The 26328-nt window shown below is 73.7% G+C and carries 24 protein-coding genes; 17 read left to right on the top strand and 7 right to left on the bottom strand.

The annotated features are described in order from the left end of the window. Nucleotides 1-44: 44 nt before the first annotated feature. Both AC3X7Z_RS11240 and lpdA read right to left on the bottom strand, forming a co-directional pair. A complete protein-coding gene (locus tag AC3X7Z_RS11240; protein WP_489975957.1) occupies nt 45-1436 on the bottom strand; it encodes an NAD(P)H-quinone dehydrogenase in 1392 nt (463 codons plus the stop codon). A 10-nt stretch (nt 1437-1446) separates the two neighbouring features. Further along, nucleotides 1447-2850, bottom strand: a complete 1404-nt coding sequence (lpdA, locus tag AC3X7Z_RS11235; protein ID WP_186341382.1) for a dihydrolipoyl dehydrogenase — start codon at nt 2848-2850, stop codon at nt 1447-1449. 67 nt (nt 2851-2917) lie between these two features. Between lpdA and AC3X7Z_RS11230 the strand changes: the two genes are divergently transcribed. Genes AC3X7Z_RS11230 through AC3X7Z_RS11210 form a run of 5 tightly spaced genes read left to right on the top strand, consistent with a single transcriptional unit; the run spans nt 2918 to nt 6482 of the window. Beyond that, nucleotides 2918-3370: a gamma-glutamylcyclotransferase gene (locus tag AC3X7Z_RS11230; RefSeq protein ID WP_186341381.1), complete on the top strand. Its 453-nt coding sequence runs from the start codon at nt 2918-2920 to the stop codon at nt 3368-3370. Nucleotides 3371-3415: 45 nt separating this feature from the next. Beyond that, nucleotides 3416-4228 (top strand): purine-nucleoside phosphorylase, encoded by an 813-nt coding sequence (locus AC3X7Z_RS11225; protein ID WP_489975956.1) that lies wholly within the window; start codon nt 3416-3418, stop codon nt 4226-4228. A gap of 7 nt (nt 4229-4235) precedes the next feature. Next, nucleotides 4236-5033, top strand: a complete 798-nt coding sequence (locus AC3X7Z_RS11220; RefSeq protein ID WP_489975955.1) for an NAD-dependent epimerase/dehydratase family protein — start codon at nt 4236-4238, stop codon at nt 5031-5033. A gap of 47 nt (nt 5034-5080) precedes the next feature. Continuing rightward, on the top strand, nt 5081-5455 hold the full coding sequence (locus AC3X7Z_RS11215) for a MerR family transcriptional regulator (RefSeq protein WP_489975954.1): 375 nt from the start codon (nt 5081-5083) through the stop codon (nt 5453-5455). A 34-nt stretch (nt 5456-5489) separates the two neighbouring features. After that, on the top strand, nt 5490-6482 hold the full coding sequence (locus AC3X7Z_RS11210) for an aldo/keto reductase (RefSeq protein ID WP_489975953.1): 993 nt from the start codon (nt 5490-5492) through the stop codon (nt 6480-6482). 28 nt (nt 6483-6510) lie between these two features. On the opposite strand, the gene AC3X7Z_RS11205 is transcribed toward AC3X7Z_RS11210, so the two are convergent. Further along, nucleotides 6511-7830, bottom strand: a complete 1320-nt coding sequence (locus tag AC3X7Z_RS11205; RefSeq protein WP_186341377.1) for a DUF2252 domain-containing protein — start codon at nt 7828-7830, stop codon at nt 6511-6513. A 38-nt stretch (nt 7831-7868) separates the two neighbouring features. Between AC3X7Z_RS11205 and tpx the strand changes: the two genes are divergently transcribed. Beyond that, nucleotides 7869-8366, top strand: coding sequence for a thiol peroxidase (tpx, locus tag AC3X7Z_RS11200; protein WP_186341376.1), 498 nt, complete (start codon nt 7869-7871; stop codon nt 8364-8366). A gap of 59 nt (nt 8367-8425) precedes the next feature. Here tpx and AC3X7Z_RS11195 read toward each other — a convergent pair whose 3' ends face one another. Beyond that, nucleotides 8426-11590 carry an LpqB family beta-propeller domain-containing protein gene (locus AC3X7Z_RS11195; RefSeq protein ID WP_489975952.1) on the bottom strand — a complete coding sequence of 1055 codons (3165 nt, stop codon included), beginning with the start codon at nt 11588-11590 and terminating at the stop codon, nt 8426-8428. Between the two features lie 232 nt (nt 11591-11822). Here AC3X7Z_RS11195 and AC3X7Z_RS11190 point away from each other — a divergent pair, with 232 nt between their 5' ends. Genes AC3X7Z_RS11190 through AC3X7Z_RS11160 form a run of 7 tightly spaced genes read left to right on the top strand, consistent with a single transcriptional unit; the run spans nt 11823 to nt 20518 of the window. After that, nucleotides 11823-12983: a heme/hemin ABC transporter substrate-binding protein gene (locus AC3X7Z_RS11190; protein ID WP_489975951.1), complete on the top strand. Its 1161-nt coding sequence runs from the start codon at nt 11823-11825 to the stop codon at nt 12981-12983. Continuing rightward, a complete protein-coding gene (locus tag AC3X7Z_RS11185) occupies nt 12980-14095 on the top strand; it encodes a FecCD family ABC transporter permease (protein ID WP_489975950.1) in 1116 nt (371 codons plus the stop codon). Before AC3X7Z_RS11190 ends, AC3X7Z_RS11185 begins: the two co-directional genes overlap by 4 nt. Continuing rightward, on the top strand, nt 14092-14943 hold the full coding sequence (locus AC3X7Z_RS11180; protein ID WP_489975949.1) for a heme ABC transporter ATP-binding protein: 852 nt from the start codon (nt 14092-14094) through the stop codon (nt 14941-14943). The genes AC3X7Z_RS11185 and AC3X7Z_RS11180 overlap by 4 nt, the downstream gene beginning before the upstream one ends. Continuing rightward, nucleotides 14937-16136: a hypothetical protein gene (locus AC3X7Z_RS11175; RefSeq protein WP_489975948.1), complete on the top strand. Its 1200-nt coding sequence runs from the start codon at nt 14937-14939 to the stop codon at nt 16134-16136. The genes AC3X7Z_RS11180 and AC3X7Z_RS11175 overlap by 7 nt, the downstream gene beginning before the upstream one ends. Beyond that, a complete protein-coding gene (locus tag AC3X7Z_RS11170) occupies nt 16133-17593 on the top strand; it encodes a hypothetical protein (RefSeq protein WP_489975947.1) in 1461 nt (486 codons plus the stop codon). Before AC3X7Z_RS11175 ends, AC3X7Z_RS11170 begins: the two co-directional genes overlap by 4 nt. Then, complete coding sequence (locus AC3X7Z_RS11165) at nt 17590-19836, top strand: Ig-like domain repeat protein (protein ID WP_489975946.1); 2247 nt, start codon at nt 17590-17592, stop codon at nt 19834-19836. The genes AC3X7Z_RS11170 and AC3X7Z_RS11165 overlap by 4 nt, the downstream gene beginning before the upstream one ends. A 7-nt stretch (nt 19837-19843) precedes the next feature. Continuing rightward, complete coding sequence (locus AC3X7Z_RS11160; protein WP_206054519.1) at nt 19844-20518, top strand: biliverdin-producing heme oxygenase; 675 nt, start codon at nt 19844-19846, stop codon at nt 20516-20518. Nucleotides 20519-20605: 87 nt separating this feature from the next. Here the strand turns inward: AC3X7Z_RS11160 and AC3X7Z_RS11155 are convergent, their stop codons facing one another. Both AC3X7Z_RS11155 and AC3X7Z_RS11150 read right to left on the bottom strand, forming a co-directional pair. Beyond that, complete coding sequence (locus tag AC3X7Z_RS11155; RefSeq protein WP_489975945.1) at nt 20606-21253, bottom strand: MOSC domain-containing protein; 648 nt, start codon at nt 21251-21253, stop codon at nt 20606-20608. Between the two features lie 16 nt (nt 21254-21269). Next, nucleotides 21270-21641 carry a VOC family protein gene (locus tag AC3X7Z_RS11150; protein WP_489975944.1) on the bottom strand — a complete coding sequence of 124 codons (372 nt, stop codon included), beginning with the start codon at nt 21639-21641 and terminating at the stop codon, nt 21270-21272. Between the two features lie 102 nt (nt 21642-21743). Between AC3X7Z_RS11150 and AC3X7Z_RS11145 the strand changes: the two genes are divergently transcribed. The 3 genes from AC3X7Z_RS11145 (at nt 21744) to yidC (ending at nt 24640) form a co-directional block, all read left to right on the top strand. Continuing rightward, a complete protein-coding gene (locus AC3X7Z_RS11145; RefSeq protein ID WP_489975943.1) occupies nt 21744-23408 on the top strand; it encodes a phospho-sugar mutase in 1665 nt (554 codons plus the stop codon). Nucleotides 23409-23513: 105 nt separating this feature from the next. Further along, on the top strand, nt 23514-23792 hold the full coding sequence (locus AC3X7Z_RS11140; protein WP_489975942.1) for a hypothetical protein: 279 nt from the start codon (nt 23514-23516) through the stop codon (nt 23790-23792). A 56-nt stretch (nt 23793-23848) separates the two neighbouring features. Then, the gene (yidC, locus tag AC3X7Z_RS11135; protein WP_186341365.1) at nt 23849-24640 is read left to right on the top strand and encodes a membrane protein insertase YidC; all 792 of its coding nucleotides are present in this window, start codon (nt 23849-23851) and stop codon (nt 24638-24640) included. A 6-nt stretch (nt 24641-24646) separates the two neighbouring features. On the opposite strand, the gene AC3X7Z_RS11130 is transcribed toward yidC, so the two are convergent. Further along, nucleotides 24647-25252, bottom strand: coding sequence for a hypothetical protein (locus AC3X7Z_RS11130; protein ID WP_489975941.1), 606 nt, complete (start codon nt 25250-25252; stop codon nt 24647-24649). A gap of 78 nt (nt 25253-25330) precedes the next feature. Here AC3X7Z_RS11130 and deoC point away from each other — a divergent pair, with 78 nt between their 5' ends. Continuing rightward, on the top strand, nt 25331-26326 hold the full coding sequence (deoC, locus tag AC3X7Z_RS11125; RefSeq protein ID WP_489975940.1) for a deoxyribose-phosphate aldolase: 996 nt from the start codon (nt 25331-25333) through the stop codon (nt 26324-26326). The last annotated feature ends 2 nt before the right edge of the window (nt 26327-26328 follow it).

Below are 26328 nucleotides of genomic sequence, written 5' to 3'. Positions count from 1 at the left end.
AAGGACGAACGTCGAACCCCCGAGGTTACAGGGGGCGCGGGGACTCAGACGTGGTGCAGCCGGCGGGCGGCCTCGGCGATCGAGCCGCTCATCGACGGGTAGACCGTGAACGCGTGGGCGAGCTGGTCGGCCGTGAGCGACTCCGCGACCGCGACCGACACGGGGTGGATGAGCTCGGACGCGCGGGGACCGACCACGACTCCCCCGACGACGATGCCGGTGCCGGGCCGGCAGAAGAGCTTGACGAAGCCGTCGCGCACACCCTGCATCTTGGCGCGGGCGTTGCCGGCCAGCGGCAGGGTGACGACCTCGGCGGCGATCTCGCCGGCGTCGACGGCGTGCTGCGACCAGCCGACGGTGGCGATCTCCGGGGAGGTGAACACGTTGGAGGAGACCTTCTTGAGGTCGAGGGGCGCGACGGCGTCGCCGAGGAAGTGCCACATCGCGATGCGGCCCTGCATCGCCGCCACCGACGCGAGCATCAGCACGCCCGTGCAGTCGCCCGCGGCGTAGATGCCGCGCGCCGAGGTGCGCGAGACCCGGTCGACGGTGATGAAGCCGCCCTCGTCGACGGCCACTCCGGCCTCCTCGAGCCCGAGGTCGGCGGTGTTGGGCACCGAGCCGAGGGCGAGGATGCAGTGGCTGCCGGAGACCGTGCGACCGTCGGTGAGCGTCACGGTGACCTCGTCGCCGTCGCGGGTGACCGACTGCATGCGCGAGCGGCCGAGCACGTTCATCCCGCGACGGGTGAGCACGTCCTCCAGCACGGCCGAGGCGTCGGCGTCCTCGCCGGGCAGCACCCGGTCGCGGCTGCTGACCAGCGTCACGTCGATGCCGAGCGAGAGGTAGGCGCTGGCGAACTCCGCGCCGGTGACGCCCGAGCCGACCACGATGAGCTTCTCGGGCACCTCGGTGAGGTCGTAGACCTGCTCCCAGGTGAGGATCCGCTCGCCGTCGGGCTGCGCGCTGGGCAGCGTGCGCGGCGCGGCGCCCGTCGCGACGATGACGGCGTCGGCCTGCAGCGTCTCCTCGCCGTCGGCGGTCGTGGCGACCACCGTCAGGTCGGGGCCCAGGCGGCCGCGGCCGGTCAGCACGCGTACGCCGTCGCGGTCGAGCCGGGCCGCGATGTCGCTCGACTGGTCGGCCGCGAGCTGCTTGACGCGGGCGTTGACCCGGGCCAGGTCGACGTTGATCGTCGTGGCCGCGTCGCCCTGGAGGTCGTGGAAGTTGACCCCGAGCTCCTGCGCCGTCGACATGTCGGTCATCAGCTCGGCGGTGGCGATGAGCGTCTTGCTCGGCACGCAGTCGGTGAGGACCGCGGAGCCGCCGACGCCGTCGGTGTCGACGACGGTGACCTCGGCCCCGAGCTGGGCGGCGACGTGGGCGGCCTCGTAGCCGCCGGGGCCGCCGCCGATGATGACGATGTGATCACTCATGCAGCAGGCCTCAGAGGTTGATCATGTGACCGGCGATGCCGTGGACGGCCTCCTTGACGGCCTCGCCCAGAGTCGGGTGAGCGAAGACGTTGCGGGCCACCTCGTCGGCGGTCAGGTCCCACTTCTGGGCCAGGGTCATCACGGGCAGCAGCTCGGTGACGTCGGGGCCGATCATGTGGGTGCCGATGATCTCGTTGTGCTCGGCGTCGGCGACGACCTTCACGAAGCCGAACGCCTCGCCGAGGCCCATCGCCTTGCCGTTGGCGGTGAAGGGGAACGTCGCGGTCTTGACGTCGTAGCCCTTCTCCGTGGCCTGGGCCTCGGTGTAGCCGAACGACGCGATCTGCGGCATGCAGTAGGTCGCGCGGGGCACGAAGTCGTACTCGACCGGCATCGTCTCGGCGCCGTTGATCGTCTCGGCGGCCACGATGCCCATCGCCTCGGCGACGTGGGCGAGCATCAGCTTGCCGGTGCAGTCGCCGATGGCGTAGACGTTGTCGACGTTGGTGCGGCAGTAGTCGTCGATCTCGATGGCCCCGCGCTCGGAGACGGCGACGCCGACGTTCTCGAGGCCGAAGCCCTTCACGCGCGGGGCGAAGCCGAAGGCCGCGAGGAACTTGTCGGCCTCGAGCACCTGCTCGTCACCGCCCGCCGCGGGCGCGATGGTGACCTTGACGCCCGAGCCGGTGTCCTCGACCTTCTTCACCGCGGTGGAGGTCAGCACCTTCACGCCGAGCTTCTTGTAGTGCTTGAGCAGCTCCTTGGACACGTCGGCGTCCTCGGTGGGGACCATCCGGTCGAGGAACTCCACGATCGTCACGTCGACACCGAAGTTGGCCATCACGTAGGCGAACTCCACGCCGATCGCGCCGGAGCCGCCGATGACGATCGAGCCCGGCAGCTGGTCGGTGAGGATCTGCTCCTCGTAGGTCACGACGTTGTCGCTGAGCTCGACGCCGGGCACGAGGCGCACCGTGGCGCCGGTGGCGAGGATCAGGTTGTCGAAGGTGTAGCCGGTGGTCTGGCCGTCCTTGTCCTTGACGTCGATGCCGGTCGCGCTGGTCAGGGTGCCCCAGCCGTCGATCTCGGTGATCTTGTTCTTCTTCATCAGGAAGTGGACGCCCTTGACGATGCCGGCGCTCACGTCGCGGCTGCGCTTGTGGGTGGGGCCGAACGCCATGGTGGCGTCGCCCTCGATGCCGTACTTGGCCTTCTCGTGCTGGAGCGTGTGCGCCAGCTCGGCGTTCTTCAGCAGGGCCTTGGACGGGATGCACCCGACGTTGAGGCAGACACCTCCCCAGTACTTCTCCTCCACCACGGCCACCTTCTGGCCGAGCTGGGCTGCGCGGATCGCGGCGACGTAGCCACCGGGGCCGGCGCCGAGGACGAGGGTGTCGAAGTGGGTGTCGGTCACCCGACCAGCCTAGTTGTCCTCCGCGCAGAGGGAACACCCGAGGTGGTGGCTGGTTATCGTGTGGCCCGTGACCCTGTACGCCGCCTACGGGACCAACCTCGATCCCGCCCGCATGGGGGAGCGCTGCCCCCACTCGATCCTGCACTCCACGGGCTGGCTCACGGGCTGGCGGCTGACGTTCGGCGGCGAGGAGCACGGCTGGGACGGCGCCCTGTCGACGATCGTGCAGGACCCCTTCGAGCAGGTGTTCGTGGCGGTCTACGACGTCACGCCGGAGGACGAGCGCGCGCTCGACGGCTGGGAGTCCGCCGACACCGGCCTCTACCGCAAGACCAAGGTGCGGGTGCAGACCCTCACCGGCGAGCTGGTGGTGTGGGCCTACGTCCTCGACGCCTACGAGGGCGGCCTGCCGTCGGCGTCCTACCTCGGCGTCCTCGCCGACGCGGCCGAGGCCGCGGGTGCTCCCGAGGACTACGTCGCCGCGCTGCGCCGGCGCGCCTGCCGCTCCACCGGCCTCTGAACGCCGGGGCCGGGCTCGGGCACCGGTCCGTCTAGAGTTCGCGACGTGAGCCATGCAGACGTCGCCCCCACGCCCTACGAGACCGCCGCCGAGGCCGCCGCCAGGCTCGCCGAGCTGACCGGCGTCGAGCGCCACGACATCGCCCTGGTCCTGGGCTCCGGCTGGCTCCCGGCCGTCGACGCCCTCGGCGACGCCACCGCCGAGATCGACACCACCGACCTGCCCGGCTTCAGCGCCGCCGCGGTCGCCGGGCACAGCGGCAAGATCCGCTCCATCCGCAGCGGCGAGAAGAACCTGCTCGTCTTCCTCTCCCGCACCCACTTCTACGAGGGCAAGGGCGTCGCAGCGGTCGTCCACCCGGTGCGTACGGCGGCCGCGGCCGGCTGCTCGGCCATCGTCCTCACCAACGGGTGCGGCGGCCTCAAGGAGGGGTGGCAGCCCGGCCAGCCGGTGCTGATCTCCGACCACATCAACCTGACGGGCACCAGCCCCGTCGTGGGCGCCAACTTCATCGACCTCACCGACCTCTACAGCCCCCGCCTGCGCGCGATGTGCCGTGAGGTCGACCCCACGCTCGACGAGGGCGTCTACGTGCAGTTCCCCGGCCCCCACTACGAGACCCCCGCCGAGGTGCGCATGGCCGGCATCATGGGCGGGCACCTCGTCGGCATGAGCACCACGCTCGAGGCGATCGCGGCCCGCGAGGCGGGCATGGAGGTGCTGGGCATCAGCCTGGTCACCAACCTCGCCGCGGGCCTGAGCGGCGAGCCGCTCAACCACGAGGAGGTCCTCGAGGCCGGACGGTCCGCGGCCAGCCGGATGGGCGGCCTGCTCAGCCAGGTCGTCACCAGGATCTGAGGTCGGGGTGCGCGTCCTGGTCACCGGCGCGGCCGGCAGCATCGGTCGGGTCGTCACGGCCGGGCTCGTCGACCTCGGGCACGACGTCGTCGGCCTCGACCTGGTGCCCGCGCCCGACGGCACCCCGTTCGCCTGGCACGAGGCCGACTGCGCCGACGCGGACGCCGTCGAGGCGGCGTTCGCCGCGCAGCCGCTCGACGCGGTCGTGCACCTCGCGGGCATCCCCCGGGAGGCGTCGCTGCCCGACGAGCTGACGTCCCACGTCGTCACCACCGCGGCCCTGCTCGACGCGATGGTCGGCCACGACGTGCCCCGCCTGGTCTACGCCTCCTCCAACCACGCCGTGGGCCGGACGCCGCGTGCCGACGGCGAGCTGACCGTGCAGGCCCTGCCGCGGGCCGACACCTACTACGGCGTCGCGAAGGTGGCGGCGGAGGCGCTGCTGCAGCTCTTCTCCGACCGCCACGGCCTCGACGTCGTGGCGTGCCGCATCGGCTCGTTCCTGGAGGAGCCGACGAGCGTGCGCAGCCTGTCGACCTGGCTCTCGCACGGCGACTGCGTGCGCATGGTCGAGGCCGCGCTCACCACGCCCGCGCCGGGGTACGCGGTGCTCTACGGCATCAGCGCCAACACCCGCGCGTGGTGGGACCTCGAGCCCGGTCGCCGGCTGGGCTACGAGCCGCAGGACGACGCCGAGGCCCACGCCGGGCGCGTCGAGCCCGGGCCGCACGACGACGCGGAGGCCGAGTACGTCGGCGGGCCCTACGCCACCGCGGAGGCGGTCCGGCCCGCGCTCGGCGACTGACCCGCGGGGCTTGACTTCGAGCACGCTCCAGGTCTCACACTGGTCCGATGACCGGCCTGAGCATCGCCGAGGCGGCCGCACGGAGCGGGCTGACCGCCCACACCCTGCGCTACTACGAGCGCGACGGGCTCCTGCTGCACGCGGTCGAGCGGGCCCCGTCGGGTCACCGCCGCTACACCGAGGAGGACCTGCGGTGGATCGAGATGGTCACCCGGCTGCGGGCCACCGGCATGCCCATCCGTGACGTGCGCCGCTACGCCGCCCTGGTGCGTGCGGGCGACGGCACCGAGGCCGAGCGGCTCGGACTCCTGCTCGCCCACCGCGACGTCGTCGAGCGCGAGCTCGCCGAGGTGACCTCCCACCTCCGCGCCATCGACCACAAGATCGCCCTCTACGAGCACCAGGTCGCGCCGACCCCTTGACCTGGAGCGCACTCGAAGGCGAAGGGTGGTGGCCATGACCATCCAGACACGACAGATCGGCACCCTCACCGTCTCGGCGCTCGGCCTGGGCTGCATGGGGATGTCGGAGTTCTACGGCACCCCCGACGAGCAGTCGGGCATCGACACGATCCACCGCGCCCTCGACCTCGGCGTGACCTTCCTCGACACCGCCGACATGTACGGCCCGTTCACCAACGAGCGGCTGGTCGGCCGGGCCATCGACGGCCGGCGCGACGAGGTGCAGCTCGCCACCAAGTTCGGCAACGAGCGCAACCCCGACGGCTCCTGGGTCGGCATCAACGGCTCGCCCGACTACGTCCGCCGCGCGTGCGACGCCTCCCTCGAGCGGCTCGGCGTCGACCACATCGACCTCTACTACCAGCACCGGGTCGACCGGTCGGTGCCCATCGAGGAGACCGTCGGCGCGATGCAGGAGCTGGTCGAGGCCGGGAAGGTCCGCCACCTCGGCCTCTCCGAGGCCTCCGCCGAGACGATCCGGCGCGCCCACGCGACGCACCCGATCACCGCGCTGCAGTCGGAGTACTCGCTGTTCACGCGCGACCTCGAGGACGAGGTCATCCCGACCCTGCGCGAGCTCGGCATCGGCCTGGTCCCCTACTCCCCCCTCGGGCGCGGCATCCTGACCGGCGCCGTGACCCGTGAGTCGCTGGCGGCCGACGACTCCCGCGCGACCGGCCGCTTCCCGCGCTTCAGCGGCGACGCCCTCGACGCCAACCTGGCCCTCGTCGACGAGGTCCGGGAGATCGCCGCCACCAAGGGGTGCACCCCCGGACAGCTCGCGCTCGCCTGGGTGCTCGCCCAGGGCGACGACGGCCTCGGCGTCGCGCCGATCCCCGGCACCAAGCGGGTGCGCTACCTCGAGGAGAACGTCGGCGCCCTCGACGTCGACCTCACCGCCGACGACCTGGCCGCGCTGGAGCAGGCCGTGCCGCGCGACGCCGTCACCGGCGACCGCTACGGCGACATGTCCACCGTCGACGCCTGAGCGCGTCGCCCGCGCGGCCGGGCCCGGGTCACGTCGACGCGATCCCGACCCGGCCCTCGCGGAAGGCGTCGACGAACAGCGCGTGGTCGGCCCGCACGCGCTCGGCGTAGGCGATGCCCCAGTCGCCCAGCCAGGTCACGAAGTCGTTGCGGCGACCCTCCAGCGCGGCGGCGATCGCGGTCTCGACCTGGAAGTCCACGAGGTCCTGCTCGCTGTCCTCGTCGGAGGCGCAGTGGATCTTGGCGCTCGCCCGACCGAGCAGGTCCACCACCGACCGCATCTCGGCGGGCTCGTTGATCCGGCTCCAGTCGAGGTCGACCTCGTAGGGCGAGACCTCCGAGACCACGTAGCCGACGCCGTCGATGCTGGTGTGCCCGAGGAGCGGGTCGGTGTGCACCTGCAGCGCCCGCTGGCTCACGGCGGTGCGGTGGCCCTCGTGCTCGAAGTAGGCGTCGACGTCGCCGGTGTCGACGAAACGGCTCACCGCCGGCACGTTGGCCTGCTTCATGCTCAGCACCACGTCGTTGTCGAGCGCCTGGCTGTAGCCCTCCACGAGCACGTTGTACGCCGGCAGCCCGGCACTGCCGATGCCGAAGCCGGTCTTGCCGACGACATCACGCAGCTCGTAGAACAGGTCCCGGTCGAAGCGCTTGGACTCCGGGATCGTGTCGAGGTAGGCGCGGAACGCGGCCAGGACCCTCGTCCGCTCCTCGCGCGGCAGCCGTCTCGTGCTCGCGTCCTCGACGAAGCGACGGGTGCCGCGCTCCACCACCGTGAGGTCGTCGAGGAGGTCGGCGCGCCGCACCTCCCGCGCGAGCGTCAACGCGTCGAGGACCGGTCCCTCGGCGTTGTCGAGGCGGATGGCGAAGTCGTGGTCGTCGTCGGAGGCGACGTAGTGGTTGACCTGCGCGAGGTAGCTGCGTGCGTAGCGGGACACCAGCTTGCGGATCGCGTCCTCCGGCAGCGCCTTCTGCCAGCCGAGGAGGGCCAGGCTCGCCGCGAAGCGCTGCAGGTCCCAGGTGAACCTGCCGAGGTAGGCCTCGTCGAAGTCGTTGACGTCGAAGACCAGCCGGCCCGAGGAGTCGAGGTAGGTGCCGAAGTTCTCCACGTGGAGGTCGCCGTGGATCCAGATGCGATCCGCGCCGTGCCCGGCCCAGTCGTCCTCCTCGGCCGTCACGTCGCGGTAGAACAGGCAGGCGCTGCCGCGGTAGAACGCGTGCGGGTCGCGGGCCATCGTGCGGTACTTCGCGCGGAAGGCCTTCGGGTCGGCGCGCATCAGCGGGGCGAACGCGTCACGGAGCACCTCGATGATGGTGTCGCTCCGGTCGGCGGTGCGCGCGGTGGCCATGCGGGCACTCTAGGTCTGGTGGCCAGTAGGTTGGCGTCATGGCAACCACACAACTTGGCCCCAACACCATCAGCACCGTCGGCGAGCTCCCCGCCGTGGGGACGAAGGCTCCCGGCTTCGACCTGGTCGACTCCTCGTTCCAGCCGCTCACCGACGCCGACGTGGCCGGCAAGCGGGTGGTGCTCAACATCTTCCCGAGCATCGACACCGGCGTCTGCCAGGCGAGCGTGAAGCGGTTCAACGAGCTCGCGGCCGGCCTCGACAACACCGCGGTGGTCTGCGTCTCGCGCGACCTGCCCTTCGCCCAGGCCCGCTTCTGCGGCGCCGAGGGCATCGAGGACGTCCTGGTCGGCTCGGCCTTCCGCTCCTCCTTCGGCCAGGACTACGGCATCGCGATCGACGGCGGCGGCTGGGACCAGCTCTTCGCCCGCGCGGTGGTCGTCATCGACACCGACGGCACGGTGCTCCACACCCAGCTCACCGACGCGGTCGGCGACGAGCCCGACTACGACGCCGCGGTGGCCGCCCTGGGCTGAGCGCCCCGACCACCGGCGAGTGGCCGCGGACCCCGGCGGGTCCGCGGCCGCTCGTGTCCTCAGTGGTCGTGCCGGCCCTGGTGCGCCAGCGCCTCGTAGGCGTCGCAGGCGTGCGCGTACTGCTCGGCGACGACGTCGGGGTCGTGCCACCAGAACCTGCTGCCCGCGGAGGCGGGCACCCGGCTGCGCACCGACGTGGCGGGACGCGGCCCGGGCAGCGCGTCGCCGCGCTCGGAGGCCCGCACCCTGCGGAACGGCTTGAGCAGCTGGCGCGGGGTGTGGCGCTGTCCCCCCACCATCGTCATCCGCACCCGGGACGCGGCCTCGACGTCGCGCAGCGGGTTGCCCTGCACGGCGATCAGGTCGGCCACCTTGCCCGGCTCGAGCGTGCCGACGTCGTCGCTGACCCCGAGGTAGCGCGCGGGCGTGACGATCGCCGCCCGCAGCGCGGCGTACGGCGTCCACCCGTAGCCGACCATCTCCTGCAGGTTGGCGTGCACCCCGATCGCGACGTTGTCGAGCGGGCTGTCGGTGCCGACGAGCACCTGGCCGCCGGCGCGGTGGATGCGCAGCAGGGTCTGCACCTCCATGCACTCGGCGGAGGCGCAGTCGGGGTCCGTCGGCTCGGCGGCGTTGTCGGCGGTCGCCGCCAGCAGCGCCTCCCGCTTCCACGGTGGCAGCAGCCGCAGCCGGGGGTCACCCTCGAGCTCCCCGGCGGTGAGGAAGTCGGTGGTGAACAAGGTGGTGGTCACCGTGCGGTTGCCGCGGCCGTAGAGCGCCGGGACGTCGGCGTAGCTGTGGCCCGTCGGCGTGAGCGTGTGCGCATAGCCCAGCCGCTGGGTCGCGGCGAGGTGCGTCGTGCCGTCCTGGCCGACCATCGCGCCCGGCGTGAGGTAGTGCGAGGACGACGGCACGCCGAGCGCGTGGGCGGCCGAGACGACCATCGCCATCCGGGTCGCCTGGAGCCGGACGTAGGACTTCACGAAGTCGTAGTCCAGCTGCCGCGCCCGGGTCAGCTCGCGGCGCACCTGTGCGTCGGTCGTGGTGGGCCGCATGAAGTTGTAGTAGACCCGGGCCCCGTCGACCGGCTCGCCGGTGGCGTAGAAGCGCGGCCCGATCCGGGCGCCGGCGCGCAGCGAGTCGCGGTCCTCCATCGCGCGATAGACCTGGTCGCCCACCGACAGGGTCGAGGTGATGCCCCACGCGAGGCTGACCCGGCCCTGCCGGTCGCCGAAGAAGCGGGACTCGTAGGCCTGGTGGACGTGGGAGTCCATCAGCCCCGGCATGACGGTCAGCCCGGAGGCGTCGACCACGCGGCCCGAGCGGTGCGGGCGGTGCGGGGTGATGCTGCGGATCCGGTTGTCGACGATGGTGATGTCGACGTTGCGGCGCAGCGACCGGGACCTGCCGTCCCAGAAGCGGCCCGCGTGGACGACCTGGCGCCCGGTGGAGACCTTCGGGCGGTAGCGCAGCGGCACCTCCACGGTGCGCGCCCTGCCGGTGCGGGCGTCGGCGAGGCGCAGCCGGCCCTGGGAGAGGTAGAGCAGCCGGCGCGAGTCGCCGCTCCACGACGGCGCGTCGGCGACCTCGCGGTTGACCCGCCGCGGCGCCCCGGTCGGGGTGCCGGTCGCGTCGACGGCCATCACGTGCAGCTGCGAGCCCATCACGAACGCGATCCGCGCGCCGTCGGGCGACCAGACCGGCCCGTCGTCGCCGCGGGTGGACAGCGACGCGTGCCGCTCGCCCGGCTCGACGTAGCGCTGGGCACCGGTCGCGACGTCGACGACGAGGATCTGGCTCACGCCCTCGCGGAACCGCTGGGAGTAGGGCCGGACGGCGGCGAACGCCAGCGTCCGCGAGTCGGCCGACCACGTGGGCCGGCCGGGCCCGAACAGCGGCGTCACCAGCTCGCGCACGTCACCGCTCGCGAGGTCGAGGACGTACGTCGCGCCCGCCTCGTCCTGGAACGCCATCGACCTGCCGTCGGGGGAGAACGACGCCGAGACCTCGGCGGAGGGCAGGGCCGTGACCCGGCGCTGCGTGCCCGCGCGCAGGTCGCGGACGTAGACGTCCTGGGTGCCGGCCTTGTCGGAGCTGTAGGCGATCCGGCGGCCGTCGCGCGACCAGACCGGGTTGACCTCCTGGTAGGAGTCACGCGTCAGGCGCCGCGGGGTGCCGCCGATCCGCATCACCCACAGGTCGTTGAGGGCGACGAAGAGCACCCGCTTCCCGTCGGGCGAGAGCTGGGGGGTGAGCACCCCGGAGAGGCGCCGCGGCGCCCGGGAGTCGAAGTCGTGCTGCTTCTTCGGGTAGGTGCGGCCGGTCAGCCGGACGTCGGCGCGGAAGCGGATCGAGGTGGTGGCCCCGGTCGACGCGACGACGGTGCGGATGCCGCCGTCGGCGGTGTAGAGGAGGCCGTCGGGCCCGGTCCACTCCGGGGTGAAGAGGAAGACGTTCTGGCCCTGGGTGACCGGTCGGCCGTCGACCATGAGGTCGGCGCGCGTGCCCTGCTGCTCGACGTAGGCGACGCGCTGGCCGTCCGGCGCCATCGCCGGGACGTTGAGGGTGACGCCCTGCGCCGGGCGGGCGACCAGCACCGTCGAGGCGCCGCTGCGGTCGGTGGCCACCACCTGGTTGTCGGCGACGTGGACCACCCGGGTGCCGTCCGGCGACCAGGAGGGCGTGAACTCCTGCCCCGGGGCGTCGGTCCACTGCGTGAGCGCGCCCGTGGCCACCTCGAGGCTCCAGATGTCGTAGCTGCCGCCGCGGTCGGAGGAGAAGGCGACGTGCGCCCCGTCGGGCGACCAGCGGGGCTCGCGGTCGTCGAAGCCCCCGCTGGTCAGCCGGGTCAGGTCGCTGCCGTCGGGTCGGATGGTCCAGATGTGGTAGCCCCCGTCGCGGTAGGCCTGGAAGACGATGCGGCCGTCGGGGCCGACGTCGGGACGTGCCGCCTCGTCGGCGACGGTCGTGAGCCGCCGGGTCGTGCCTCCGCCCGCGGGGACGCGGTGGAGGATGCCGTGCAGGTCCATCACCACCGAGCCGTCGGGGGCGATCGCCGCGGCGATGTTGGTGCCTTCGGTGAGGGTGACGGTGCCGGCGCGGGGCTGGGTCGAGCCGTCGTCGGCCGCGCCGACCGGTGGTGCTGCCAGTGCGGCGGCGACGGCCAGCGAGATGCCGACCGCGCCCGCGCGCAGCAGGCATGGGGTCCTTCGTGTCGTGTCCATGATGCTCCCGAGAGTGAGTGGTCGCCGTGGTGTGACCACCGTCACTGTGCGCATCGATCGCGGGGGCGCGCCACTCGCTCCGGGACCAGCGGTCGGACCTGTGCGGCGAGCGGTCGCGCGCGGTCGCGCCGTCATCCGGAAGGAGCGGGACACGCAGCCGTGGACCGATGGTCGGTGGAATCAAGGTTAGGTTAGGCTCTGCTTACTTAGGCAAGGCTAACCAAAGGTAGACATGTCCCACTCCCCCGTTCCCCGAGGCGGTGGTCGGCGCTCGGGAACGACGCCCGCCCGCCGCGCAGTCACCTCGACCATCACCGCGACCGTCACCGCGGTCGCCGCCGCGCTGCTGCTCGGCGCCTGCGCCCCCGTCGCCTCGCCGAGCGCCTCGGCGCCGGCCACCCCGACCGCGATCCCGTCGGTCTCCGACGTCGAGCCGCTGGCCGACCCGCGATCCTGGACGGGGGTGGTCGACATCGCGCTGCCCGACGCCGACGTCGCCCCGGTCGCCGACGACCCGACGCCGCGCCTGCCGGTCACCGTCACCGACGCGCAGGGCACGGACGTCACCGTGACCGACGTGTCGCGGATCCTCGCGCTCGACGTCCACGGCACCCTCGCCCGGACGGTCTTCGAGCTCGGACTGGGCGAGCGGGTGGTCGGTCGTGACACGTCCTCGCAGTTCACCGCGATCGCCGACCGCCCGCTGGTGACGGGCAACGGCCACGAGCTCAACGCCGAGGCGATCCTCGCCCTCGACCCCACGGTCGTGCTCACCGACACCTCTCTCGGCCCCTGGGACGTGGTGCTCCAGCTCCGCGACGCCGGCATCCCCGTCGTGGTCACCGACTCCCACCGCGGGCTCGACAACCTCGCGCCGCTGAGCAGCCAGGTGGCGGACGCGCTCGGCGTGCCCCGCGAAGGCAGGCGTCTCGGCGAGCGCATCACCGCCGAGGCGGAGGCGACCAGGGAGGCCATCGCCCGCCTCGCTCCGGCGAGGATCACCGACCGGCTGCGCACCGTCTTCCTCTACGTCCGCGGCAGCTCGGGCGTCTACTACATGTTCGGCCAGGACTCGGGCGCCGACTCGCTCGTCGAGGCGGTCGGGGGCTACGACGTCAGCGCCGAGATCGGCTGGACGGGCATGCGACCGCTGACCGACGAGGGCCTCGTCGCCGCCCAGCCGGACGTGGTGCTCATGATGAGCAAGGGCCTCGACTCGGTCGGTGGCGTCGACGGGCTGCTCGAGCGGTTCCCCGCCCTCGCCCAGACGCCGGCCGGCGACAACGAGCGCATCGTGGCCATGGACGACGACCAGGTCCTCAGCTACGGGCCGCGCACCGCCGACGTCCTCAACGCGCTCGCGATCGCCCTCTACGCCCCGGACTCCCTGTGACGGCCCCCGTCCTGCGGCCCGCCCCGGCCGTGCATCCAGGCCCCCAGCCGCACCCTCGACCGCGGGTCCGCGGGGCGCGCCCGCTCGCGCTCGCGGCGTTCTTCGCCCTCCTCGGTGCCGCACTCGTCGCCGCCCTGGTCGTCTCCGCGGGATCGGGACAGCTGGCCGTCCCCGCCGACGAGGTGGCGGGGTCGCTGCTGCACCGCCTCGGCATCGACCGGCTGCCGCTGCCCACCCATCCCCGCGGTGACGACACCCTGTGGAGCGTGCGCTTCCCGCGGGTGGCGATGGCGGCCCTGGTCGGCGCCGCGCTCGCGGTCGCCGGAGCCCTGATGCAGGGCGTCTTCGGCAACCCGCTCGCCGAGCCCAGCATCGTGGGCGTCTCGTCCGGCGCCGCCGTCGCCGCGGCGACGGTCATCGTCTTCGGGCTCACCTTCGCCGGCGACTGGACCGTCGCCGTCGCCGCCTTCGCCGGAGGCCTGCTCACCACCCTGGTCGTCTACGCGCTCGCCCGCTCCGGCGGTCGTACCGAGGTGGTGACGCTCGTTCTCACCGGCATCGCGGTCAACGCCGTGGCGGGCGCGCTGCTGGCGATGCTGATGTTCCTCGGCGACACCCAGGCCCGTGAGCAGATCGTCTTCTGGCAGCTCGGCAGCCTCAACGGCAGCCGGTGGCCCTACGTCGCCGTCGTCGCCCCGCTCACGGTCCTCGGCATCGCCCTGGCGCTGCTCAGCGCGCGCAGCCTCGACCTGCTGGCCCTCGGCGAACGCCCGGCCCGCCACCTCGGCGTCCACGTGGAGGGCCTGCGCATCGGCCTGATCGTCGTCGTCGCGCTGCTCACCGCCGCCGCCGTGTCGTTCTGCGGGATCGTGGGGTTCGTCGGGCTCGTCGTGCCCCACCTCGTGCGGATGGTGACCGGGCCCGGCCACCGCCTGGTCCTGCCGGCCTGCGTGCTCGCGGGCAGCCTGGTCCTCGTCGTGGCCGACCTCGCGGCGCGCACGCTGGTCGCCTACTCCGACCTCCCGCTCGGCATGCTCACCTCCCTCGTCGGCGGCCCGTTCTTCTTCTGGCTCCTGTGGCGCACCCGTCGTACGTCGGGCGGGTGGGCATGACCGCCGCGCGACACACCACCGCCGAAGTGGGCACCGCCGTCGCGTCCGTGCGAGGTGTGACGACGTCCTTCGGCACCCGCCGCGTCCTCGACGACGTCGACCTCGACCTCCACGCCGGCGAGGTGCTCGCCCTCGTCGGGCCCAACGGCACCGGCAAGTCCACCCTGCTCGCGGTCGTCGCCGGCGACCTCGAGCCGGAGCACGGCACCGTCACGGTGCACGGCCGCCCGGTGCGGCAGTGGCGTCTCCAGGCACTCGCCCGCGAGCGCGCCGTGCTCACGCAGGAGCAGCGCGTGTCCTTCCCGTTCCCGGTGCGCGAGGTCGTCGAGATGGGCCGCGCGCCGTGGCGCGGCCACCCCGAGGAGGACCTCGACGACCTCGAGGTCGCCGCCGCGATGCGGACCACCGAGGTCGAGCACCTCGCCGTGCGCTCCTTCGGATCGCTCTCCGGCGGCGAGAAGGGCCGCGCCTCCTTCGCGCGCGTGCTCGCGCAGCAGACGGGGATCCTGATGCTCGACGAGCCGACCGCCGCGCTCGACATCGGGCACCAGGAGACCCTGCTCGCCACCGCCCGCCGGCGTGCCGCCGCCGGGGCCGCCGTGCTGGTCGTGCTCCACGACCTGACTCTCGCGGCTGCCCACGCCGACCGGATGGTGCTGCTGGAGGACGGCCACGTCGCTGCCGCCGGCACCCCCCGCGAGGTGCTCGACCCGACGCTGCTGACCCGCGTCTACCGCCACCGGGTCGAGGTCGTGGACCACCCGCGCACCGGCGACCCGATCGTGCTCGCCGACCGCGGGCCCGCCCCTGCCCTCGACGACCCGCCGTCCCAGGAGGACCCGTGCTGACCCGCCGCCGCACCGCCCGACACGCCGCCGCCCTCGCGAGCGGCGTCCTCGCCCTCGGTGGCGTGCTCGTCACCGCCACGCCGGCACACGCGGAAGCCCGCGTCGGCATCAGCAACGACCGCGGCACGGCGCTGGCCGACGAGGGCCGGGCGACGACCTTCACGGTCCGCGGCTCCGGCTTCCAAGCGGTGACCGGCGGCTTCGGTGGCGTCTACGTCGCGTTCGGCTGGGTCCGCGACCCGGCGGGCGGAGGGTGGCGGCCCTCGCGCGGCGGGGTGACCGGCCGCGACTACCGCTACGTCCCCGACTCCGAGAGCGGGGACAACGCCGGCTACCTCCGGTTCGTCTCCTTCCCCGGCAGCTCCACCGCCGGCGAGGCGCAGGCGGTGATGACCCGGGCCGGCGGGTTCACCGTGTCCCTCACCGTGCCCGGACCGACCTTCCGAGCCGTCGACCGCGACGGCGATCCCGTCGACGTCGACTGCCGCACGGTCACCTGCGGCGTGGTCACCTTCGGCGCGCACGGGCTGAAGAACGCCCGCAACGAGACCTTCACCCCGATCCGCTTCGGCGCGGCCCGGGCCGACGACGCGGCGCCGACCCAGACGCAGACGCAGCCGACGCCGGAGCGGTCCGACGAGGCCGTGAGCGCCGGCGACGGCGGGACGACCGGGACCGGGGCCGAACCGTCCCTGCGAGCGGCCGGAGGGGCCGGGTCGCCCGGTCGCGACGACGCGCGGCGCGGTCGCCCGACGGTCCTCACCGAACGGCAGACGGCCCAGGCCGGCCGGGCGCTCGCCTTCACCGGGCGCGGCTTCGAGCCCGGCGAGCAGGTGCTCGCCCTCCTCGACGACGGCGTGGTGGCCCTCGGTCCCCTGGTGGCGGGAGCGGCGGGGGACGTGGCCGGCGTGATGTCCCTGCCCGTGGACATCGCCGGGGGCACCCACGAGCTGCGGCTCGTCGGCGCGGCATCCGGGGCGCGACCGCGCGAGCGGTTCCCGGTGCGGGCGGCGGCCCCTGGTGGGTCGCCGGCCGACGCCGCCCCGGTCGCCGACGACGACGGCGACGTGGCCGCGACGGCGTTCGTCGCGCTCGCGGGACTCGCTCTCACCGGCTCCCTCGTCCTGCTCGTCCTGCGCCTGCGATTGCGTCGCCGCCTCCGGCGCCCGGTCTCGGCCGAGGCCGTGGCATGAGCGCCGCCGCTCGCGGTCGTACGACCGCCCGGACCGGGGTCGTCGCGCTGGCCGCCACCGCGCTGACGACCCTCGCCGTGCTGCTGCTCGCGGTCGCCCCCTTCTCCCCGGCCGTCGAGCCGGCCCGGGGAGCGGCCCCGGCGGGCGGCGAGCCGTTCGCCGTCACCGGCGCGCAGCTGCGGTGGGGCCTCTCCAACGAGGCCAACAACCGGGCCTTCGCCCCCCAGAGCCACAACTTCCTGTCCGCGGGCGTCGTGCCCGACCCGGGCCGCGGCGGCACGACCCTGCCGCCGAGCGCCTGGAAGGCGGCCGACGGCAACGTGCGGATCGAGAAGCAGCAGGCCGACGGCTCGTACGCCGCTGCCACGTGGGCCGGGCTCACCACGACCCCGCAGGGCACGGCCATCCCCAGCCCGACCAGCGGCCGGTTCAGCAACCACCAGGTGGTGCTCGACGCGGGCGCCGGCACGGTCGACCCCGCCGCCGGATCCGCCACCATCTCGTGGACGGGGTCCTTCTCGGTGGTCTTCTACTCCGGGCTCAGCTACTTCACCGTCACCGACCCGACCCTCGAGGTGACCCCCGAGCGGGCCCAGCTGACGGCGACCCTCGGCGGCCACGCCTCCGACATGGACGACCAGTCGCAGTGGACCCCGCTGCCGCCCACCCGGGTCGTGCTGGCGGACCTGCCGCGTGCCGAGGTCGACCTCGCCGCCTCCGACGGCTTCGCCAGCACGCCGGCCTACCTCGGCGTCGCCTGGCAGGCACCCGCCGATCAGGCGACCCAGGTGGGCGGGCCCTGGAAGGGAGCCTTCCCCAGCAGCTTCCTCGACTTCCTCGCGAGGGCGGGCACGGCCGGCTACTGGTACTCCACCGGTGGCGCCACCGACGCCTTCAAGCCGGCCCTCCCCCTCACGGTGAGCTGGGCGGGCGCGCCCGTCGCGACCCCCACGCCCACCCCGACGGCCGCGCCCACGAAGGGCTCGGACACCTCGCCCACCACGGGCCCGACCAAGGGCCCGACCAAGGGATCAGGGCAGGGACCGGGCCAGGGACCGGGCCAGGGATCGGGCCAAGGATCGGGCCAAGGACCGACGAAGACGCCCACTGCCAACCCCACCACGAGCCCCACGACTCCCCCGCTCGCGACGCCCACGGCCCGCCCGGGCGACATGACGGCGCCGGACCCCGACGGGCTGGCCGGCGCCGATCCCGGCGCGGCCGACCCGGACGCCTCCGGCGCCGCTGCCGCGGGGGTGGGCGGCACGCCACTGGCCGTCCAGCCGCTGCAGGTCCCGGCCACCACCTCCGACCCCCCGATGCCGGCCGCAGCCGCGGCCGGCGAGACCGAGACCCACACCCTGTGGCTGCTCGGCTGCGTGCTGCTCCTCGGAGCGCTCGCGACCACCCTGATCAGCACCACCCTGGTCAGCAACCCTGTGGAAGGAAAGAAATGAAGCACGCGCACAGCGGCACCCGCCGCTCCGTGGGCAGCATCGCAAGCCTGGCGCTCCTCGCCGGGGGGATCGCGGTCCTCGCGAGCCCCGCGCCGGCGCAGGCGGCGACCACGACCATCGACCACGCTGAGCTCCGCTGGGACCTCAACCAGGAGAGCACCGGAGGCGCCTTCGCGCCGGGCACCTGGAACCTGTTCTCCGCGGGCAGGCTGCACGACCCCGGCGCCGGCTCCCAGACCCTCACGGTCTCCGACCGGGGCGCCACCTGGACCAACGGCAGGCCGGCCGGGTGGTCGGCCAGCGAGGGCAACGTCACCATCGAGGACAAGCAGGCCGACGGCAGCTACGCCCCCACCACCTGGCAAGGCACCAGGACCAACGCGGCAGGCCAGACCGTCAACGCCGGCGCCACCCTGTCGGAGAACGTGGTCTCCTTCGCCAACGGGACCGGCACGGTCGACCCGGCGACGGACACCGGCACCATCTCGTGGGACGGCGACTTCACGGTCGTCTACTACTCCGGCATGTCCTTCTTCCACGTGTCCGACCCCGAGCTGAGCGTCACCGACGGCAACGGCACCCTGACCGCCACGCTCAGCGGGTACGGCTCGCAGATGGGCGACCAGTCGCAGTGGAGCGCCCTCCCCGCGACCGAGGTCACCCTCGCCGACCTCACCGGCGTCGACCTCACGACCAGCGGGCTCACCGTCACGCCCGACTACCTCGGCGTCACCGTCGACACGGCGCCGGGCACCACCCCGCAGTCGACGGCCGACCCGACGACGGCCGGCTCCTTCCCGCAGTCGTTCATCGACTTCCAGGAAGCGGTCGGGACGGCGTCGTACTGGTACTCCAGCGGCGGCAGCGTCGACGCACGCAAGGTTGCCACCCCGCTGTCCGTCGCGTGGGCGCCCCGGGTCACCGTGACCCGCACGACGCTGCTCCCGACCGGTGAGCAGGAGGTGACGGTCGAGGGCACGGGCTTCGACCCGGCCCTCGCCACCGGCACCCGCCCGCCGCTCGCCGGCAAGCCCGGCGGCGCCTACATCGCCTTCGGCCGCTACGCCGACGTGTGGCGTCCCTCGGCGGGCGCACCGTCCACGGCGCGGGTGAACCAGGGTGGCGCGGGCCTCAGGTGGGCCGTGCGCGCCGAGGACGTCGCGGCGCTCGGCAGCCAGGCCTCGTCGGCGGTCGTGCTCGACCCCGACGGCAGCTTCACCGCGACGCTGGTCGTGGACAAGGCAGCGATGGACGCCGCCGCGACCTCGGGCAACTACGGCATCTACACCTACCCGGGCTCCGGCGCGACGCAGGCGCTCTACGAGACCTTCACGCCGATCAGGTTCGCCGCCTCCGCTGCCACGGTCGAGGTCGACGCGCCGGCCGTCGTCTTCGGCGACGACCAGCTCGTCACCGTCGACGTGACCGGGTCGGGGAGCGGCACGGTCACCCTCCGCGAGGGGGAGGCCGTCCTGGGACGTGCCAGCCTCGACTCCGGCGCCGCGGTCCTCCGGCTGCGCAGGCCCGGGGCCGGCGCCAGGCACCTGTCGGTGACGTACTCGGGAGACCCCGCCACCGCCGGCGCCACCACCACCACGACCGCGACGGTCGCCAAGGCCGTCCCGGCGATGACCGTGCGGGCGCAGGGTGCCACCGCGCCCGAGCCGGTGTCCGTCTCGGTGGCGCTGCCCGCCGCCGCGACGGGTGTGGTGAGCCTCGCCGAGGGAGCCACCGCCCTGGGCTCCGCCGACATCGTCGGCGGCACGGCTGAGCTGGCCGTCGGCGGGCTCGCCGTCGGTCCGCACACGCTCACCGCGACCTACGCCGGCGACCGCAACCACGAGGCCGGCACCGCGACGACGACGGTCACGGTCACCGCACCGGCCCCGGCGCCCGTCCCGGCGCCCGTCCCGACTCCCACGCCCACCCCGGTGCCGCAGCCGGGCACGCTCGGGGGGCCGGCGAAGGGCATCGCGACGCTCACGTGGGGCAGCAGGCCCCGGGCCGGCAAGCGCGGCACCGCCGTCGTGACGGTCAGCGAGCTCGCCACCGGCAGGGCGACGGTGCTCGTCCGCACCGCGAAGGGCAAGAGGGTCGCGTCGCTGAAGGTGCGGATCAAGGCCGGCACGGTCCGCGCGAGGCTGCCCAAGCTCCCCGCCGGGAGGTACTCCCTGGTGGCAAAGGTCCCTGGCAACGACGCCGTGGGCAAGGCGAAGGTGACCCGCACCTTCCGAGTGAAGTGAGGACGTCATGACGATGCTCGACCCGGCTCCGGCCACCGCTGCACTCTCCATCGCGATGCGCGACGGCTCCCAGGAGGCCCACACCGAGGCGGAGGGCTCGGCGTTCATGGCCGAGCTCACCTCGGCGCGCATCAACGCGCTGGGCGTGCGTGACTACCTGCTCCGATTCCGCGAGGTCTACCGCACGCTGGAGGCGCTCGGCACCGAGCTCGCCGGCGACCCCGCCGTCGCCGCGGTCGTCGACCCGGCGCTCGATCGGCTCGCCGCGATCGAGGAGGACCTCGCGTTCTGGGCGCAGGCCGCCGGCGCGCCCGCGCCCGCGGAGTTCCACAGCCCCGCGACCGACGCCTACGTCGCCCGGCTGCACGAGGTCCGTACGTGCGCGCCGCTGTTCGTGGCCCACCACTACACCCGCTACCTCGGCGACCTCTCCGGCGGTCAGGTCATCGGCCGCGTCCTCGACCGCGAGCTCGGGCTGGAGGGTCGGGGCACGGCGTTCTACGCCTTCCCCGCGATCGCGAAGCCCAAGCCCTACAAGGACCGCTACCGCGCCCGCCTCGACGCCCTCGACCTCACGGCCGAGCAGCAGCGCGCGGTCGTCGGCGAGGTGAGCGTCGCGTTCGCGCTCAACCAGGCGGTCTTCACCGAGCTGGGCGCCGACCTGGCGACCTACCGCCGCTGATCGGGCCGCGTCCCCGCTGGACACGTCGTATCCGACGTGTTGAGCGGGGACGAGCCCGCTTGAGCCGGGGTCAGCTCCGCCGGGCCCTCAGCTCCTCCGGGCGAGCAGCCAGGCGTGCTCGGCGGCCGGCAGCACCTCGGCCTCGAGGAGGACCGCGGCGAGCTGCCTGTCGCCCATGAGCGCGCGGAAGTAGATCGGCAGGGTCAGCCCGTGCCCCGGCCGGTGCACGACCTCCACCGGGTCGCCCGCCCGGATCGCACCGGGCTCGAGCACCGCGAGATAGGCACCCGTCAGGCCGCGCTCGGCGAAGCGACGCACCCACGCGCGCTCGGCCATGTGCTTGGCGAACGTCGCGCACGGGATGCGCGGGCCGCAGACCTCCAGGAGGGTCTCGCCGACCTGCCAGCGCTCCCCCACCTCGGCCGTGTCGACCGCCAGGCCGAGCGTCGTGAGGTTCTCGCCGAACATGCCGTCGGCCAGGTCGCGGCCGAGGTGCTCGCCCCACCAGTCGAGCTCCTCGCGGGCGACGGCGTAGACGGCCTGGGTGGTGCCGCCGTGGTGCCTGCGGCTGATGACCGCGTCGCCGACGACCCCGCTGCCGAGGCCACCGCGCTTGGGCCCGGGGTCGCGGACCTCGATGACCTCGACCGGGCGCTTGTGGATGCCGCTGGGGCGCTTCAGCCCCGGGACCGGCTCGGGGCTGCCGGCGTTGACGGAGCGGACCCGGGCTGGCACCCGCACACGCTAGCCGTCAGGAGTCGCCGCCGTGGCACACGGCCTCGATGTTGTTGCCCTCGGTGTCGCGGACGAAGGCGCCGTAGTAGCCCTCGTGGTACTCCGGCCACAGCCGCGGCTCGTGCAGCGACTCCGCACCGGCGGCGAGCGCCTCGGCGTGCCAGGCGCGCACGGTCGCGGCGTCGGGGGCGGTGAAGGCGAGGTGGACCTCCCGGTTGGGGCCGACGCCCTCGAAGGTGCCGATCCAGAAGTCCGGCGTGTCGGTGCCGTAGCCGATGGCGACGCCGACGTCCATCAGGCGCCGGTGCCCCAGCACGCCCAGGACCCGGTCGTAGAACGCGGCCGCGCGCGCCAGGTCGGTGCAGTTGATGCCCAGGTGATCGATCATGGAAGGCATCGTGGCACCGCCCACCGACATCGGCCCCCTGCGTCACGCGAGCGGGCGACCGCCGCAGCGTCGGGGCCGAGCCGGTGGGGATAGCGTGCGTCCATGACCGCGCACCAGACCGACCCCGACCTGCTCGACCGCGCCCGCGCCTGGGCCGCGGAGGACCCCGACGAGCAGACCCGCGCCGAGCTCGAGGCCGTCCTCGCCGACGCCGGGCGGGGCGAGCAGACCGACCTGGCCGACCGATTCGCGGGCACTCTCGAGTTCGGCACCGCCGGCCTGCGGGGAGCGCTCGGCGCCGGCCCCAACCGGATGAACCGCGTCGTCGTCACCCGGGCGGCAGCCGGCCTGGCGGCCTACCTCCGCGACACCGGCCACGCCGGCGGATCGGTCGTCATCGGCTTCGACGCCCGCCACAACTCCGCCGTCTTCGCGCGCGACACCGCCGAGGTGATGACCGGCGCGGGGTTCAAGGCGCTGGTGATGCCGCGGCCCCTGCCCACCCCGCTCCTCGCGTTCGCGATCCGCGAGCTCGGCTGCGCGGCCGGCGTGATGGTCACCGCCAGCCACAACCCGCCGGAGGACAACGGCTACAAGGTCTACCTCGGCGACGGCAGCCAGATCGTCCCGCCCGCCGACAGCGAGATCGCGGCCCGCATCGCCGCGGTCGGCCCGCTGGCCGACGTGCCGCGTGGCAACGCCGGCACCCTCGTCGGCGAGCAGATCGTCGACCGCTACCTCGACACCGTCGCGGGCCTGGCCGAGGACGGTCCGCGCGACCTGCGCATCGTCTACACCCCGCTCCACGGGGTGGGCGGCGCGACCGTCGCGCAGGTGCTGGAGACGGCCGGATTCGACGCGCCCCAGGTCGTCGAGGAGCAGGAGCACCCCGACCCCGACTTCCCGACCGTGGCGTTCCCCAATCCCGAGGAGCCGGGCGCGATGGACCTCGCCCTCGACCTCGCCAGGAAGCACGGGGCCGACCTGGTGGTCGCCAACGACCCCGACGCCGACCGCTGCGCCGTCGCCGTCCCCGACGCCCACGGGTGGCGGATGCTGCGCGGCGACGAGGTGGGCGCCCTGCTCGCGCACCACCTGCTCGCCCGCGGACAGCGGGGCACCTACGCCAACTCCATCGTGTCGTCGAGCCTGCTCGGCAAGATGGCGGCCGCGGCCGGCCAGCCGCACGAGGAGACGCTCACCGGCTTCAAGTGGATCGGCCGGGTCGAGGGGCTCGCCTTCGGCTACGAGGAGGCGCTGGGCTACTGCTGCGACCCCGAGCACGTCAGGGACAAGGACGGCGTCTCGGCGCTCGTGCTGGTCTGCGAGCTCGCGGCGCAGGCCAAGGCCGACGGCCGGGCGCTCACCGACATCCTCGACGACATCTCGCGCGTGCACGGCCTGCACGCCACCGACCAGCTCTCCGTGCGCTTCGACGACCTCGCCGCGATCCCCGCGACCATGCAGCGGCTGCGGGCCACCCCGCCCCGCTCGCTCGGCGGCCTGGCCGTGGAGCGGGTCGAGGACCTCTCCGAGGGCTCCGACCGGCTGCCCCCCACCGACGGGATGCGCTACACGCTGGCCGAGGGCGGGCGGGTCATCGTGCGCCCGAGCGGCACCGAGCCCAAGGTGAAGTGCTACCTCGAGGTCGTCGTACCCGTCGGCGACGGCCCCGGCGAGGGCGGGGTCGACGCCGCCCGGATCGCCGCGGTCGGCCGGCTCGACGCGATCACGGCCGACCTGCGCGGCACCGTCTTCGGCGGCTGAGCCGGCCCACCGCCGACCCGGCGCGCAGCGTCAGGGGAATCCCCGCCTCGGACCGGGCATTCCCATGACGTCCCGCCGGGGGAGCGGCGGGCTAGGGTGGCGGACATGCTCCGGACCGTGGTGCTCGCGCTGGCGTCGATCGCCGCCGCCATCACGATCGCTCCGACGGTCTCGACGATGTCGGCCGAGGCGCTCGTGGTGCTCGCCGCGCTCGCCGCCGCCACGACCCTGATGGGCGTACGCGGCCCTGCTGTCGTCCCCGACGCGACCCTGCGCTCGCTGCGACCGCGGCGACGTGCCGCCGACGTGCCCCTCGTGCTCGCGGGGCGGACGACCGACGCGGGGCACCACCCGGTGCGACCGCGTGCGCCGGGACTGGTCTGACCCTCGCCTCCGGCGAGCCCGTCCAGACCCGTCCCCACCGTCCCAGGAGCACACCCATGTCCTTGCTCGACCCGATCTCGCACGCCCTCGCCGCGGTCCTCGCCGCCACCCACGACGCCCTCACCTCCCTCGGCGCCCCGCCCGATGCCGCCGCGACCTGGGTGCTCGGCATCGCCGCCCTCGTCGTCCTCGTACGCCTCGCGGTGCTGCCGCTCGTCGTCCACGGCGTCCGCCAGGCGCACGCCGCCGCCCGGGCGCGGCCACACCTGCAGGGCATCGCGGAGCGCTACCGCGGACGCACCGACGCCGAGAGCGTGCGTGCCCTGATGCGGGAGCGGCGCACGGTGTCGGCCGAGCACGGGGTGAGCCGGCTGGGCTGCCTGCCGGTGCTGCTCCAGCTGCCCGTGTGGATCGCGCTCTACCACCTCGTGGCGGACGTCGCCTCGGGCGCGGCGGTGGGCGCGATGGGCCCCGGCCTGGTGTCGTCCTTCGGCGCGGCGTCGGTCGTCGGCGTCTCGCTGGCCGGCCGCGGCTACCTCGGCGGTGGCGGGGTGCACCTCGCCGTCGTCGCCGGACTGGCCCTGACCGCGGCGGTGCTGTCCTACGTCACCCAGCGCTTCGTCGTCGCGCCCAACACCCCCCTCGAGGGGATGCCGGAGGCGATGGTGGCGGCGCAGCGGATCATCCCCGTGATGTCGGCAGGCGGGATGCTCGTGGCGGGCGGCGTCGTGCCGGTGGCCCTGCTCGTCTACTGGGTGTGCAGCTCGACGTGGACGCTCGGGCAGTCGGCCGTCGTCGCTCGCTGGTTCCCCACGCCGGGCACCGTCGCGGCCGCTCGCCGCGCCTGAGGGACCTCAGAGGAAGAAGCTGACGAGCAGCGCCACGACGGCCGCCCCGGTCAACGCGAGGGGCAGCACCGCCGGCTCGCGGCGTACGGCGTCGGGCAGGGCCAGCTGCTCCTTCGACCCGGGCCGCACCCCCGTGCGGTCGCGGGCGGCGTCGACCAGCTCGTGGAGGCGGTGCTCGGCCCAGTCGGCGTAGGGCATGCCCTCGCGCGGACCGTCGTCGGTGGAGCCCCTGCGCGAGACGATCGCCTTGCGCCAGCTGCGTCCCAGCACGGTGCTGACGAAGCGCTGGTCGGCGGCGCGGACCGCCAGGACCTGGCGCACGGCCAGCTCCTCGATCGCGTCGAGGCGGATGTGGACGGTCTCGGCGAGGTTGCGCATGACGAGGTGCTCCTCGGTGACCCACAGCGCCGGGCGCAGGTTGGCCGCCCACGCCAGCACGCCGACGAGCAGGCCCGCGGCGGTCACCCAGGCGGGGAACCCGTCGTCGAAGTAGGCCACGCCGGCCACCACGAGGAGGGCGGACAGCACGAGCGTCGCCCAGCCCGAGAACCGGCCACTGGATGGCTGGAACCGCTCGACCACGACCTCGTGGTCGTCCTGCAGGGATGCCATGTCGTCCTCGTCGATGTGAGCAGACCGTCGGCCATCACGGATTGCGGGGGGCCTTCGACCCAACTCTATGCTGGGCCGGTGACACCCACTGCCAGCCCAACGGCGAGCACCTCCGCGACCCACGGCGGCGTCTTCGACGACATCGTGCGCTCGGACTCCTCGCTCCGTCGATTCCTCCACGGCCTCCCCGGGGTCGACCAGGTCGGGTGCGAGGCTCGCGCCGCGGGCCTGGCCACCCGGTCGATCAAGACGACGTCGAAGGCCTTCGCCATCGACCTGGCCATCCGCATGGTCGACCTGACCACGCTCGAGGGCCAGGACACGCACGGCAAGGTCCGCGCGCTCGCCTCGAAGGCGATGCGTCCCGACCCGGCCGACCCGACCTGCCCGGCCACCGCCGCCGTGTGCGTCTACCCCGACATGGTCGCCACCGCCAAGCAGACGCTCGGCGACAGCGGCGTCCACGTCGCGGCGGTCGCCACCGCGTTCCCCAGCGGTCGCGCCGCGATGGACATCAAGCTCGCCGACACCCGTGACGCGGTCGAGGCCGGCGCCGACGAGATCGACATGGTCATCGACCGCGGGGCGTTCCTCTCGGGGCGCTACCTCGACGTCTTCGAGGAGATCGCCCTGGTCCGCGAGGCCTGCGCGAGGCCCGACGGCACCAGCGCGCACCTCAAGGTGATCTTCGAGACCGGTGAGCTGCAGACCTACGACAACGTCCGGCGCGCCAGCTGGCTGGCGATGATGGCCGGTGGCCACTTCATCAAGACCTCCACCGGCAAGGTCCAGCCCGCCGCGACCCTCCCGGTCACCCTGATCATGCTCGAGGCGGTGCGCGACTTCCGCGACCAGACCGGGCAGATGATCGGCGTCAAGCCCGCCGGCGGCATCAGGACCACCAAGGACGCCATCAAGTACCTCGTGATGGTCAACGAGGTCTGCGGCGGCGACTGGCTCGACCCCGACTGGTTCCGCTTCGGCGCCTCCACGCTGCTCAACGACCTGCTGATGCAGCGCACCAAGATGACGACCGGACGCTACTCCGGTCCCGACTACTTCACGCTGGACTGATG

This window comes from Nocardioides sp. Z24_21 (assembly GCF_058134345.1).
This window is presented reverse-complemented; position numbering and strand designations above follow the sequence as displayed.

What these genes read in the sequence shown, in the direction of transcription:
- AC3X7Z_RS11145 (WP_489975943.1), top strand. Translation starts at nt 21,744, where the DNA reads ATGACCGCGCACCAGACCGACCCCGACCTGCTCGACCGCGCCCGCGCC.
- AC3X7Z_RS11160 (WP_206054519.1), top strand. Translation starts at nt 19,844, where the DNA reads ATGACGATGCTCGACCCGGCTCCGGCCACCGCTGCACTCTCCATCGCG.
- AC3X7Z_RS11180 (WP_489975949.1), top strand. Translation starts at nt 14,092, where the DNA reads ATGACCGCCGCGCGACACACCACCGCCGAAGTGGGCACCGCCGTCGCG.
- AC3X7Z_RS11240 (WP_489975957.1), bottom strand. Translation starts at nt 1,436, where the DNA reads ATGAGTGATCACATCGTCATCATCGGCGGCGGCCCCGGCGGCTACGAG.
- AC3X7Z_RS11165 (WP_489975946.1), top strand. Translation starts at nt 17,590, where the DNA reads ATGAAGCACGCGCACAGCGGCACCCGCCGCTCCGTGGGCAGCATCGCA.
- AC3X7Z_RS11130 (WP_489975941.1), bottom strand. Translation starts at nt 25,252, where the DNA reads ATGGCATCCCTGCAGGACGACCACGAGGTCGTGGTCGAGCGGTTCCAG.
- tpx (WP_186341376.1), top strand. Translation starts at nt 7,869, where the DNA reads ATGGCAACCACACAACTTGGCCCCAACACCATCAGCACCGTCGGCGAG.
- AC3X7Z_RS11205 (WP_186341377.1), bottom strand. Translation starts at nt 7,830, where the DNA reads ATGGCCACCGCGCGCACCGCCGACCGGAGCGACACCATCATCGAGGTG.
- AC3X7Z_RS11210 (WP_489975953.1), top strand. Translation starts at nt 5,490, where the DNA reads ATGACCATCCAGACACGACAGATCGGCACCCTCACCGTCTCGGCGCTC.
- AC3X7Z_RS11170 (WP_489975947.1), top strand. Translation starts at nt 16,133, where the DNA reads ATGAGCGCCGCCGCTCGCGGTCGTACGACCGCCCGGACCGGGGTCGTC.
- AC3X7Z_RS11150 (WP_489975944.1), bottom strand. Translation starts at nt 21,641, where the DNA reads ATGATCGATCACCTGGGCATCAACTGCACCGACCTGGCGCGCGCGGCC.
- yidC (WP_186341365.1), top strand. Translation starts at nt 23,849, where the DNA reads ATGTCCTTGCTCGACCCGATCTCGCACGCCCTCGCCGCGGTCCTCGCC.
- AC3X7Z_RS11195 (WP_489975952.1), bottom strand. Translation starts at nt 11,590, where the DNA reads ATGGACACGACACGAAGGACCCCATGCCTGCTGCGCGCGGGCGCGGTC.
- AC3X7Z_RS11215 (WP_489975954.1), top strand. Translation starts at nt 5,081, where the DNA reads ATGACCGGCCTGAGCATCGCCGAGGCGGCCGCACGGAGCGGGCTGACC.
- AC3X7Z_RS11190 (WP_489975951.1), top strand. Translation starts at nt 11,823, where the DNA reads ATGTCCCACTCCCCCGTTCCCCGAGGCGGTGGTCGGCGCTCGGGAACG.
- AC3X7Z_RS11140 (WP_489975942.1), top strand. Translation starts at nt 23,514, where the DNA reads ATGCTCCGGACCGTGGTGCTCGCGCTGGCGTCGATCGCCGCCGCCATC.